The 12,801-nt window shown below is 64.2% G+C and carries 7 protein-coding genes; 6 read left to right on the top strand and 1 reads right to left on the bottom strand.

The genetic code is table 11. The features are described from left to right. Nucleotides 1–9 precede the first annotated feature (9 nt). On the top strand, nt 10–1,062 hold the full coding sequence (locus tag FHW92_RS02870) for an acyltransferase (RefSeq protein ID WP_168601690.1): 1,053 nt from the start codon (nt 10–12) through the stop codon (nt 1,060–1,062). A gap of 24 nt (nt 1,063–1,086) precedes the next feature. On the opposite strand, the gene FHW92_RS02865 is transcribed toward FHW92_RS02870, so the two are convergent. After that, nucleotides 1,087–1,590: a hypothetical protein gene (locus FHW92_RS02865; protein ID WP_168601689.1), complete on the bottom strand. Its 504-nt coding sequence runs from the start codon at nt 1,588–1,590 to the stop codon at nt 1,087–1,089. Between the two features lie 446 nt (nt 1,591–2,036). On the opposite strand from FHW92_RS02865, the gene FHW92_RS02860 reads away from it, so the two are divergent. The 5 genes from FHW92_RS02860 to FHW92_RS02840 all read left to right on the top strand — a co-directional run bounded on the left by FHW92_RS02860 (nt 2,037) and on the right by FHW92_RS02840 (nt 12,760). Continuing rightward, the gene (locus tag FHW92_RS02860) at nt 2,037–4,106 is read left to right on the top strand and encodes a BamA/TamA family outer membrane protein (RefSeq protein ID WP_168601688.1); all 2,070 of its coding nucleotides are present in this window, start codon (nt 2,037–2,039) and stop codon (nt 4,104–4,106) included. Then, nucleotides 4,106–8,320: a translocation/assembly module TamB domain-containing protein gene (locus FHW92_RS02855; protein WP_168601687.1), complete on the top strand. Its 4,215-nt coding sequence runs from the start codon at nt 4,106–4,108 to the stop codon at nt 8,318–8,320. The genes FHW92_RS02860 and FHW92_RS02855 overlap by 1 nt, the downstream gene beginning before the upstream one ends. A 48-nt stretch (nt 8,321–8,368) precedes the next feature. Further along, nucleotides 8,369–8,569 (top strand): hypothetical protein, encoded by a 201-nt coding sequence (locus tag FHW92_RS02850; protein WP_168601686.1) that lies wholly within the window; start codon nt 8,369–8,371, stop codon nt 8,567–8,569. After that, a complete protein-coding gene (locus FHW92_RS02845) occupies nt 8,566–9,549 on the top strand; it encodes a YihY/virulence factor BrkB family protein (protein WP_168601685.1) in 984 nt (327 codons plus the stop codon). Before FHW92_RS02850 ends, FHW92_RS02845 begins: the two co-directional genes overlap by 4 nt. A gap of 196 nt (nt 9,550–9,745) precedes the next feature. Continuing rightward, on the top strand, nt 9,746–12,760 hold the full coding sequence (locus FHW92_RS02840; RefSeq protein WP_168601684.1) for a TonB-dependent receptor: 3,015 nt from the start codon (nt 9,746–9,748) through the stop codon (nt 12,758–12,760). Nucleotides 12,761–12,801 lie beyond the last annotated feature (41 nt).

Below are 12,801 nucleotides of genomic sequence, written 5' to 3'. Positions count from 1 at the left end.
GGAGCAGACATGCAAGAGCGCGACGGCGGCGAGAGATGGACAAGGCTGGACGGTCTGCGCGGTTTTGCCGCAGCCGGAGTCGTACTCTATCACATGGCCAACTGGCCCAATCTGCCCGTCCATCTGGACAGGATAACCGGCTGGGTGTTCCTGAAGGGCTGGACGCTCGTCGATCTGTTTTTCGTCCTGTCCGGCTTTGTATTTGCCCATGTCTATGGCGCGCCGGGCCAGTTGCGGCAGGCCCACGCGATGCGGGCCTTTGCCGTGGCGCGTCTCGCCCGTTTGTGGCCTTTGCATTTTTTCATCCTGTGCCTGTTCGCCGTGTTTTCGTGGGGCGGCGGCAATGATGGACAGCATTTTCTCGCCCATGCCCTGATGCTTCAGGGATTCGACCTGATGACCGCCCGGGCCTTCAATTCGGCAAGCTGGTCGCTGAGCATCGAGATCCTGTGTTACGCCCTGTTTGCCGCCGGAGCATGGCTTGGCGAAAGGGTGCTGTTATGGATCACCGTGCTGGCGGTGGTGGGTTGCGGATGGTGGCTGGCGGTGCTGGGCCATCCGGGCGGGCCGTGGTTTGGCGAAACCATCCCGCGCGGCATCTTCGGCTTCTTTATCGGCCAATTGGTGTGGCGCAACCGTGCGTTGGGCACACGCGTGCCGACCGTGCTGCTGTGCGCGATGGCGGGCGCGGGGTTCTGGCTGGATAATGGCCATATCAGCCCGCTAGTCCCGCTGGGCCTGCTGACATGGCCTGCGGCGGTCCTGCTGGCGCTGCGCATGCCGGTCATGGAAAGCGCGGTGATGCACTGGCTGGGGCAGCGCTCTTTTGGGCTGTATATGGTGCATATGCTCTTCATCCACGCCATAGACGGGATTTGGCCGCCGGATGAGCTGAAGGGCGCAGGTTTTATCATCGAGCAGGCCGCAATCGTGCTGCTCACCCTGATGGCAGCCGAGATCGCCTTTCGCTGGATCGAAGTGCCGGGGCGCCGAGCCATCCGGCATTATTGGGGCGGAGGGCCGGTCAGAGCCGTCGCGCAGCATCAGCCGCAATATGGCTGATGGACGCATTGTCCGTTTGAGCCGTCAACGGGTATGCGTCAGCCCGATCAGCAGCATCGGATCGATCAGCAGATGCGACAGCCCATGCCCGGCCGCTGCCGCGAACCAGCCTTGCCGCCAGTAGAGCCATCCCCATACCGCCCCGACGGCAAGATAGCGCAGAGACGCATGGAACGGCTCCTGCACCAGCGATGGCCATACGCCGATCATCTGGGCCGCAACCGCCGCCAGCCCATAGCCCACAGGCCCCACCCGGCCCCGGACCAGTTTTATCGCCGCGACAATCGCCGTCATATACAACAGCCGATAGATCACCTCCTCGCCCAGCGCCCTGATACACATCACCAGCATCCGGTCGCCCAGCGGACTGGTAAAAAAGGCGACATAATCCGCCGGGAGCCGGTCGCGAAAAATCAAGAGATCGAGCATCGCGATAAAGCCGGTCACCCCCAGAACCGCCGACACCACCGCCACGGCACCCGACCGGATATCGCGAGGCAACAGGCCCAACCCAAGCTTGCCGAGCATGAGATCATTGGCTTTGGCAAGGTCCACCGGCGTGACTTTCCTGAAAATGCGCCAATCCTTGACAGGACGGGCGGGCTTCAGTCCAGACAGGCAACCCGCGATACTCGCCTTACAGGAGCGCCCCGTCGTTTAAAACCTGATCCATGACCCCGATGGCATGTCCGCCACACAATTTTGATGCTTTCCCAAGGCCCCATCCTCCGCCCGATCTGGCGCTAATATCCCTTTGGACAAGGCAAATTGTCATGGCGGCGGATCATTATGAGTTCTGGCGTGTTATGGCATGCGACAGGTTGGCGCATGACGGCAAAAGGGGGCCATTTTTGCGGAATGTTTTTCAAGCTGCGCCAGGGAAAGGCGCGAAATGCTCAGTGGGGGGCGCTGGTTTTTCTGCGCGCGAATGTGCTGTTGCACGGATCTTCGGCTGTGAAATCTCCTTGGCCGCCATGGCGATCGGCGGGGCGCTGATGGCCGGAGCTGCGTCGGCGCAGCCCTCTCCCGCCCCGACCACACAGCAGCCGACCTCCTCCACGCCGCCCTCCCCCATCATCACCGACCGTGATTTCGAGGCCGCGCTGCCCCCCGTTGAGGCACCCGTTGAAGCCCCCGCCAACCCGGTCGCCTCCTCGGCCCAGCCCACCACCGCCACCGACCCTGATCTGACCAAACCGCTGGTCCCGTTGGATGACTTCAACAAGGAAGCCCTGCGCGATGACAATGGCAGCGGGAAAACCGAGACCTCGCCCAGCCTGTCCTATCGCTGGCATGTGGCCGGGCTGGAAAACCTGCGCGATGCCGACCGGGAGGCCCCCATCGAGGGTGGTGCGCTGGTGGACAGTTTCGAGGCCGTTTCCGCGCTGAAACAGGGCAAGGGCAAGGCGACGAATGCCGCCGCCATCGCCGCCCGCATCGAGCAGGACCGGCAGGCGCTCTCCGATGTGATGGCCTCGCAGGGCTATTTCGATGCCGGCGTGCAATCCTCGGTCGCCATGCCCGAGCAGGGCAAGCCGGGGGATATTGTCGTGTCCATGGCGGTGACGGCGGGGCCGCGCTATCGGCTGGGCGCGATCCGCTTTGATGCGCCCGCGCTGGTCCCGCCCGATCTGCTCACCCGCCATTTCGGCGTCCATTCGGGCGAACCGATCGTGGCCGAGCGCGTGCTTTCGGCCGAGGCGGCGCTTGGCGTGCTGTTGCCGCAATCGGCCTATCCCTTTGCCAAGATCGGCCAGCGCGACATCGAACTGGACGCCGCCACCGGGATCGGGGATTATACGCTGCCCGTGACGCCCGGCCCGCGCAGCCGCTTTGGCGACATCAAAATCAAGGGCCGCCGCCCGGTGTTCGACGCCCGCCACATCGCCACCATCGCCCGCTTCCGCAAGGGCGAGCTTTACGACAGCCGCCAGATCGACGATCTGCGCAAGGCGCTGGTGGCCACCAACCTGTTTGCCACGGTCACGGTGGACCCCGCCCAAACCGGCATCAGCGCGGGCGACAACACCGAATATGCCGATCTGGTCGTCAACCAGCGGGCCGGACCGCCCCGGTCCCTCTCGGCGCAGGCGGGCTATTCCACCGGCGAAGGCATCAAGGCGGTCGGCAGCTGGAGCCATGCCAACCTCTTTCCCCCCGAAGGCGCGATCATCGCCAGCGCCACCGCAGGCACCAGCGAACAGGGCGTTTCGGGCACGTTTCGCCGGTCCAACGCAGGGCTGCGCGACCGCACGGTCGAAGTGTCGCTCAGCGCCAACCACACCAACCTTGATGCCTATGAGGCCTTCACCGGCGCGCTCAAAGGGCGCATCTCGCGCGCCAGCACGGCCATCTGGCAAAAGCGCTGGACCTACAGCTATGGTTTTGAACTGATCGGTTCGAACGAGCAGGACTATGCCTTTGAGCAGGCGGGCGAACGGCGGCGCACCTTCTACATCCTCGCGCTGCCGGGACAGATCACCTATGACCGGTCGAACTCGCTGCTCGACCCCACACGCGGCTATCGCCTCTCGGCCACGCTCTCGCCCGAGGCATCCTTGGGCAGCAACATACAAACCTATGCCCGCTCGATCTTTGAAGCGACCGGCTATTATCCCATCGCCGGAAAGCTGGTGCTGGCCGGGCGGGCGCGGGTCGGTATGATCGGCGGGGCCTCGCGCGAATCCATTGCGCCATCGCGGCGCTTCTATTCGGGCGGTGGCGGATCGGTGCGCGGCTTCGGCTATCAGGAGCTTGGCCCAAAAGACCCCGACGGCCATCCCATCGGCGGGCGCAGTCAGGCCGAGACCAGCGTGGAACTGCGCTATCGGTTTGGCAATTTCGGCGTGGTGGGCTTTGTCGACAGCGGACAGGTCTTCACCAGCGAGGTGCCCACTTTCAATTCCTGGCGCTTTGGCGCGGGTGTGGGCGTGAGGTATTACACCAACTTCGGGCCGATGCGCTTTGACATCGCCACGCCGATCAACCGGCAGATCGGGGAATCGCGCGTGGCGGTCTATGTCTCAATCGGGCAGGCATTCTGATGGAGCAGGTGGAAAATCCGCAGGTTCAGGCCCGCCAACCCCTGCTGGGCAGGGCGTTGCGTTATGCCGGGATCGCGGTGGCCGTCCTTGTCGTGCTGGTCGCGGCGCTGTGGATCTGGCTTTCAACGCAAAGCGGGCGCGACATGGTGGCCGCGCAGATCTCGCGCCTGTCCTTTGCCAATGGCATGAGTGTCCATGTCGACCGGATCGAAGGCTCGCTGCTGGGCGCGCTGACCATCCGCAATCTGGACATTGGCGATCCGGATGGGCGGTTTTTCCATGCCGAAAATGTGGCGCTGGATTATCGGCCCCTGGCCTATGTCGGCGGGCATCTGGATATTCGACGCCTGCATATTCCCGCTGCGCGGCTTGAGCGTGCGCCCCGCTTCAAACCTACGCCGCCCAGCAATGAGCCGCTGCTGCCCGACCTGGATATTGATGTGGGCCAGTTGGCGGTGGATCGGCTGGAGATCGCCCCTGCCATCACTGGCCGGCGCCATATCGTCAGCCTTCAGGGGCAAGCTCATATCGCCGATCGGCGCGCCCGTATCAACGCGCGGGCCGCGGCGCTGGTCGCCCCCGGCGTGGCGGGCGGAGACCGGCTTGCGCTCAAGCTGGATGCTATGCCGCAGATCAACCGGCTGAACATGGATTTCGCGCTGGATACGCCCGCCGACGGCCTGCTTGCGGCGCTGACAGGGCAGGCCGAAGCGCGCCATCTCCGGCTGGCCGGGCGGGGCGACTGGAAGGCGTGGAACGGTTCGCTGGCGGCCAGCGCGGGCGGCAAATCTCTGGCCGATCTGGTGATCAATGCGCGCTCGGGCACCATTCATGTCGCGGGCCTCGCCCACCCCGACGTTTGGCTCAAGGGCCAGAACAGCGCCCTGTTCCAGCCCGAGACGAAAGTGGACGCCACCGCCGCCTTCGACAAACGGCAGATGCAGGTCAAGGCCCAGATCGGCAACGCCAATTTCGCTCTGGGCGTTCAGGGCATGGCCGATATGGGCAACAACACGATGCATCAGATGCACCTTGCCCTGACGGTGATGCAGCCGCGGGTGCTGGCCACGAACCTGTCGGGCAATGGCATTGCCGCCGAGGCCACCATAGACGGCAGTTTTGCCGCGCCGCGCATCGCCTATACGGTCAAGGCCGCCTCCATCGGCTTTGGCGCCACCCGCATCGACGGCCTTGCCGCATCGGGCAGCGCCGCGCTCGACAAGGACCACTGGCGCATTCCCATAAACGGCACGGCCCGGGCCATTACCGGCGTCTCGGCCAGCGTGGCGCCCTTGCTCGACCATGTCCGCTTTGGCGGCGATTTCGGCTATGCCGACGGGCGGCTGTTGTCCGACAATATCCGCCTGCAATCAAGCCGGATCGACGCGCGCGCCGTGGTGATCGCCGATCTGCCGCGCGCGCTCTACACCGGCACGCTCAATGGCACGATCAACGGCTATCGCGTTGAAAGCGTAGGCATTTTCAACCTCGCCTCCAATATCGGGCTCAAGACGCAGGCCAATGGGGGCTTCCGGCTGGAAGGCCGCGTGAGCGCGCGCTCCACCCGTCTGCTCAGCGATGGGATAGCGGGCTTTCTGGGCGGCAATGCACTGATTACCGCGCGGGTGGGCTATGGCAGCGACGGGGTGGCAACGGTGGATGGATTAACCGTTGCCGCGCCCGCCTTTCGCCTTGCCAATGGCCGGGGCCGCTATGACGCCAAGGGCCAGATCGCCTTTGCCGCCGATGCCTCTTCCGACCACTATGGTCCGATCCGGTTGAGCGCAAAGGGCAGCGTGGCGCAGCCGGTGCTGCATCTGGAGGCGCCACGCCCCGGCATGGGCGTCGGGCTGGCCGCGCTGGTGGCCGATGTGCGCGGGGCGGGCGGCGCCTATCAGGTGAAAGCCAAAGCCACCAGCGATTACGGCCCCATCGGCGCCGATCTGCTCGTCTCCACCGCCAAGGGGCCGCTGGCAGTCGATCTGCGGCCCGGCACCAGCCTTGCCGGGATCGCCCTCACCGGCCATGTGCAACAGCAGGCCGCAGGGCCTTTTGCGGGCGCGCTTGCTCTGGCCGGGGCCGGGGTGATGGGGCGGGTCGATCTGTCCGCCATGGGCGCGCATCAGCGGGCGGTGGCCGCGATCAACGGCCAGAATGTCGGCCTGCCGGGCAAGGCAGGGTTGAGCATCGCGCGGCTGGTGGTCAAGGCCGATGCCGTGATGGCCGACCAGCCGCAGGTGAACGCCGATGTGCAACTGGCGGGCGCGCGGCAGGGCGATTTCTATCTGGCACAGACGCGGGCCAACATTGCCTATCGCGATGGAGCGGGAGACGTGAAGCTGCTGACCGAAGGGCGCAACCGCTATCCGTTCCGTCTGGCCGCGCAAGGCAGGCTGTCGCCCGATCTGTGGCGGGTGGCGGTCAATGGGCGGATCAATGGCGTCAACATCGCCTCACACGGGGCGGTCGAGATCGTGCCGGAAAAACCGGGCTATCTCCTGCGCCCCGCCACGCTTTCGGTCAATAACGGCAGCCTGCGGATCGAGGGTCGCTATGGCGCGGCCAGCACCCTGCGCGCGCGGCTTGACGGCGTCGATCTGGCGCTGGTCAACGGCTTTGTGCCGGATCTCGGGCTGGGCGGGCGGATGTCGGGCAGCCTCGATCTCGATCAGGCGGGCGCCGAGGCCATGCCCAGGGTCGATGCCCATCTTCAGGTGGCGGGGCTGACCCGCACGGGTCTTTCGGCGGTCTCGACCCCGGTGGATATCACCATGGCCGCGCAACTGGACAACCGGGCCGCCCATGCTCAGGCGCTGGTGCGGCGCGGGGATGCGCAGATCGGGCAAATGCAGGTGAATGCCACGATGGGTGCGGCGGAAACCGGCACATGGGGCAATCGCCTGATGGCAGCGCCGCTGTCCGGCGGGGTGCGCTACAATGGTCCGGCCGATGTGCTGGCCTCGCTGGCGGCGCTTTCCGATCAAAGCCTGAAGGGACCGATCGGCATCGCCGCCGATTTCGGCGGATCGGCCCATGCGCCCAGCATCACCGGCACCGTGCGCGCGCAAAAGCTGGTCTATGACAACGCCACCTATGGTACGCGCCTGAGCGACATGGCCTTGCAGGGCCGGTTCGCCAATGACCGGCTGGAGGTGCAGAGCCTCACCGCGAAGGCGGGCGACGGCACGGTCAAGGCCAGCGGCTTCATCTCGCTCAGCGCGCAGGAAGGTTATCCGATCCAGTTGGGCATCAACATGGCCAACGCCCAACTGGCCAGCGGGGCGGACCTCTCGGCGCGGGCCAGCGGCGATATCAAGCTGGTCAATGCGCCGGGCCAACCGCCCACGGTCAGCGGCACGCTCGATCTGCCCGAAACGCATTACCGCATCGTGCGGCAGGGTTCGGCGGCGGTGCCCACCCTGAGCGGCGTGCGCCACAAGCCCGCCATCGGGCCGGAGCGCATCAGCGGCGATGCCGAACCGGTGCATTCACTGCCCGTCAACTGGAACCTCGACATGCGGGTGCGGGCCGACAATCAGATCTTCGTGACGGGCATGGGGCTGGACAGCGAATGGTCGAGCAACCTGCGCATCGGCGGATCGACCACCCAGCCAGCGATCACCGGCACGGTGCGCGCGGTGCGCGGCACGCTGGATTTTGCCGGGCACAGTTTTACCATCGACAGCGGGACGATCACGCTCAATGGCGGCGATCTGACCGATCCGGCGCTCAATATCCGCGCCTCGGGCACGATTTCGGATGTGACGATCAGCATCGTCATCACCGGCACGGGCTCGAACCCGGAAATCGCGCTGACATCCGACCCGGCGCTGCCGCAGGATGAATTGATGGCGCGCATTCTGTTCGGCGGGCCGGTGGGCAGCCTCTCGACGCTTCAGGCGGTCCAGCTTGCCTCCTCGCTCAACACGCTGCGCGGGGCCAAGGGCGGGCTTAATCCGCTGGGCGCGCTGCAATCGGCCACCGCGATCAGCCGCCTGCGCGTGCTGGGCGCCGATGCCGCCACCGGGCGGCAGACCGCGCTGGCGGCGGGCAAATATATCACCAACAACATCTATGTTGAGGTGGTGACCGACACGCGCGGCTATATGGCCACCCAGCTGGAAATCGCGCTGACCAAGGCGTTTTCGGTCCTGAGTCAGGCAGGCCAGTTCGGCGGCACCGGCGTCACGGCGCGCTATCGCAAGCGGTATTGAGAAGAGGCGACGATGGGGCATGGCGCGCAAACAGGCCGCGGGATCGGATTGGGCCTCCTTGCCATGCTGGCGCTGATGGCGGGGGGATGCCGCCGCGAAAGCTTTGATGACCAATGGCAGCGCAGGAGCAAGGAAGCCGACCAGACCGCCAGCGCGATGGAGCGTGACATGCAGGCCCGCCTGCATATTGCCGAGGAGGCCGGGCAGGGACTGCCCAGCGCGGCCGAAACCGCCTCCACCGGACCATGAACGCGCAGGTTCCCCCATCGGCCCCCGGCTGCGACGCCACCAGCCCGCTGGAAATGCCGTGGGCGGCATGGCGCCAGATCGCCGGGCGGGTCTGGGCGACGATGGGCGAGCATCAGCTCAACCTGTTGGCGGCAGGCGTGTCTTTCTACACATTTCTGGCCTTTGTGCCGATGATCGCCTCGGTGGTGCTGGTCTATGGGCTGGTCGGAGATCCCAATGCGGTGGCCTCCGGGCTGGACGGATTGCGCGGATTCCTGCCCGATGATGTGATGCGGGTGGCGCGTCCGCCGCTGTTGGCCGCGATCAATGCCGAAACGCCCGCCAAGGGACTGGGGCTGGTGATGGCGCTGGGCGTGGCGCTGTATGGGGCGATGAATGCGGCCTTTTCGCTGCTTTCAGCGATGAATCTCATTTATGAGGAACCGGCCAAACGATCCTTCTGGCGCACCTTTCTGCTGGCCGTGGCGGTAACGGCCGGAATGGTGGCGATCGGCGTGCTGGCAACGGCGGCCATCGCGCTGGTTTCCTGGGCCGGGCCGCTGATGATGGTATGGTGGGGCGAACAGGTGCTGATATTGGCGCGCATCACCGTGTGGAGCGTGGCGGTGGTGGTGGTCAGCCTGTGCTTTGCGGTGTTTTATCGCATGGTGCCGGACCGGCAACCGGCCAAATGGCGCTGGCTGGCGCTGGGGGCTTTTCTGTCCACGGTGATCTGGATGGGGCTGACATTGGGCTTTGGCGTCTATGTCGACCATATCGCCCGATACAATGCGGTCTACGGGTCGCTGGCCACGGTGGTGGTGTTTCAGGTGTGGCTCTATCTGTCGGCCTATGCGGCGCTGATCGGGGCGGCGGTCAATTGCGAGATCGAGCGGCAGACGATGGTGGACACCACCGTTGGCCCGGACCTTCCTATGGGGCGTCGCGGCGCGGCATTGGCCGACAAGGGGGCCGAGGCGAGGAAACGAAGCAGGGTGTAACGAGATGTTTGGGCATCCTGGGTACGCCCTGCCGGGCTGGCGTCGTTCAACTTTCTACACCCCATAGCATTGATATATAATTATATTAATCATCTTTAAAAATTCCTTTGACGCCCCTGCTCTCCTCGGGCAAATAGATAAAACAAATTGCTTTAATGAGTCTCCCAAGAGCCTCAACCCCAGGAGAGGAATCCCCATGCGATCAAAGGCCAATCGGTCTGGTGTGTTGTCCTGCGCCGTTTCCGCGCTTGCCATTGCCCTGCCCACCTTCATGCCCGGCGTTGCGCTTGCCGCCGATGCTCCGGCCCCGCAAACGGCGGCCCCTGACGCGGATGCTCCGGGCATCATCGTCACCGGCATCCGCGCCTCCATCGAACGCGCGGTCAGCATCAAGCGCAATGCGGCCAGCATCGTCGATGCGATCTCGGCGCAGGATATCGGCAAACTGCCCGACGCCACGATCTCGGACTCGCTCCAGCGCATTCCGGGCGTCCAGATCCGCCGCGACGCGGGCGAAGGCAGCACGGTCAACGTGCGCGGCCTGCCGCAGGTGGTCACGCTGATGAACGGCGAGTCCTTCCTTGGTGCGGGCTCCATCACCTCGGTCCAGCCCAATTTCACCGACATTCCCTCGCAGCTTTTCTCCGGCGCCAGCGTCATCAAGAGCGCGACCGGCACGATGCTCTCGGCGGGTATTTCGGGCACGATCGACCTTAAGACGCGCCGTCCCTTTGATCTGAAATCCGGCGTGCACGGTGCATTTTCGGCCGATGGCGGATCGGGTTCGAGCACCAAGAAATTCGATCCCCATTTCAACGGGCTTGTCTCGTGGCGCAATGACAATGTCGGCTTCCTGATCTCGGCGGCCTATTCCAAGGACCATCTGGGCAATTCCTATTCGGGCATCCAGCGTGACTATGGCGGGCGTCTGGCCGATGAATCTTTGGCCAATGCCACCGGCTATGGCGGCTTCCGCTTCGACAATCCCAATCGCGGCACCAATGTGCCGGGCGGCATCGACGTCAACGGCAATGGCACCGCCACCGACTCCTTCTTCTCGCCCCAGGCCCATACCGGCTGGAACCGTATGACCGAGCGCGAGCGGATCGGCGTCAACGGATCGTTTCAGGCCCATCTGAGCGACACGCTCGAATTCGTGGCCGACGGTTTCTACACCAAGCAGAACCAGTACACCGGCACCTCGGGCTTCCAGATGCAGGGCGTCAACTGGCAGGCCGCCGATTTCGTGCCGGGGCAGAGCCGCGACACCGGATCGCTGATCAACGGCTTCCATTTCAACACGACGCAAAAGTACAATTACACGCTGCAGAATTTCGACAGCTATTCCGAGCTCAACCGCGCGATTTCGGACTCGACCAATCTCAACGCCGAATTGCGTTATAAGGGCGACAAGCTGAGGCTGACGCTGCGCGGCGTCTATGGAAAGGCCAATTACAGGCTCGACAACAGCTATGCCCAATTCTCGCTGTCGGACGGTACGCAATGGTTCAACGGCATTGGCACCTATCCGGCCTCACTGGGCGGTAATCGCACGTTTAACCCACTGGGCTATACTTACAACACGCTGCCCGCGACGGTCGATTACACCGGCTCTTCCGTCAATTTCGCCCTGCCCAGCCAGTTGACCAATGAATTGGGCAACAAGAGCGCCTATGCGCTCAAGACAGTTTCCTCCGAAGGCAATCAGCGTTCGAACGCGGATATGAAGGTCCTGCGTCTGGACGGCGCCTATGAATTCAACAACAGCTTCAACGTCGAATTCGGCCTGCGCTATGGCGACCGCAGCGCCCAGCAGGCCGTATTCGACCGCGCGGCCCCGCTCTATGGCGGCAATGGCGCGTCAAACCCGGCCGGTTGCTATGTCAAGTGGAAGGCCTTTGACGTTCAGATGAACGATCCTTCCTGCAATGCCACCAATGGTTCGGGCCAGTATCTGACCGCCGGGCTGACCCGCCTTGCCACCGATCCCACCCTGTCGGGCCTGCTTACGCAATCCAGCCTGCCGGTGGGCGGGGTCGGTTCGATCTATACGATCAACCCGATGGCGATGCGCGATCCGCTGGCGTTCCAGAACAGCTTCTATCCGGGCAACAAGGAATTCGTGCAGCCGGGCCAGACCTTCTCGGTCGGCTTCAAGCAGTGGTCCGGCTTTGCCCAGCTCAATTATGCCGGCGAAATCGGCTCGATGGCCTTCCACGCCAATGGCGGCCTGCGCATCATCAACACCAGCCTGCATGTGATCCAGCATCTGGCCGGTTCGCCCCAGCCCTATGGCCTGCCCAACACAGACGCGGGCACGCTGGTCACGGACCGTTCCTTCACCGATTTCCTGCCCGCCTTCAACGCCTCGCTCGATGTGACGAGCAAGCTGCGGGTGCGCGCGGCGGTGGCCAAGAACATGACTCCGCTCAACCTCGACCAGTGGGGCGGCGGGCTTAACCTCAACTATGCGATCGACACGACCACCAATCCGCCGGTCTTCCACGTGGCGGGGGGCAGCTCGAACGGCAACCCGCAGCTCGATCCGTGGCGCTCGACCAATTATGACGTGTCGCTGGAATATTACCTCGGCCGCACCAGCATGATCAGCCTTGCGCTGTTCCGCATCGATGTGAAGAGCTTTATCCAGAGCGCCACGGTGATGCGCAGCAACATCCCCGACCTTGACGGGGTGGTGCGCTCCACCGTGCCCATCACGACCAATGTGCAGGGCAATGGCGGCAAGCTGCAGGGCGTCGAAGTGGGCGGCAAATATGGCTTTGACTTCCTGCCGGGCTGGCTGGGCGGTTTTGGCATTGACGCCAATTACACCTATTCGGACTCCTCCTCGGGCAATTACGACCTGTCGGGCGCCAAGGAACCGTTCCACGACAATTCCAAGCATCAGATCAACGCCGCGCTCTGGTATGAAAAATACGGCCTTCAGGCGCGTGTGGCGTGGAACTATCGCTCCAAGCGCGCCGAACAGTCCGATTTCGCCGGTATCGCGGGCATGACGCTGTATCAGGCGCCCACCAATTACGTCGATGCTTCGGTGTCCTATGATGTGAACAAGCAGGTGACGATCTTTGCGCAGGGGTCGAACCTGACCAAGGAGTCGGAACATTACTTCCTCGTCTGGCCCGATCTGAAGGCCTTCAACAACCTCTATGAGCGCCGCTTCCAGATCGGCGCCCGCGCGAGGTTCTAAACGCTCTCCTCCCCACCGTCCCTCCCCCTTCGGGCGGCCTT

The sequence above is a fragment of the Novosphingobium sp. SG707 genome, assembly GCF_012275515.1.
In the GTDB taxonomy this organism is placed as follows: Bacteria; Pseudomonadota; Alphaproteobacteria; order Sphingomonadales; family Sphingomonadaceae; genus Novosphingobium.
Note: the sequence above shows the minus strand (reverse complement) of the source record. Positions and strands in the feature narration are given on the sequence as shown.

Bases quoted from the DNA above. Each gene is read 5' to 3' on its own strand.
- FHW92_RS02870 (WP_168601690.1), top strand. From the start codon at position 10: ATGCAAGAGCGCGACGGCGGCGAGAGATGGACAAGGCTGGACGGTCTG.
- FHW92_RS02840 (WP_168601684.1), top strand. From the start codon at position 9,746: ATGCGATCAAAGGCCAATCGGTCTGGTGTGTTGTCCTGCGCCGTTTCC.
- FHW92_RS02845 (WP_168601685.1), top strand. From the start codon at position 8,566: ATGAACGCGCAGGTTCCCCCATCGGCCCCCGGCTGCGACGCCACCAGC.
- FHW92_RS02860 (WP_168601688.1), top strand. From the start codon at position 2,037: ATGGCGATCGGCGGGGCGCTGATGGCCGGAGCTGCGTCGGCGCAGCCC.
- FHW92_RS02855 (WP_168601687.1), top strand. From the start codon at position 4,106: ATGGAGCAGGTGGAAAATCCGCAGGTTCAGGCCCGCCAACCCCTGCTG.
- FHW92_RS02865 (WP_168601689.1), bottom strand. From the start codon at position 1,590: ATGCTCGGCAAGCTTGGGTTGGGCCTGTTGCCTCGCGATATCCGGTCG.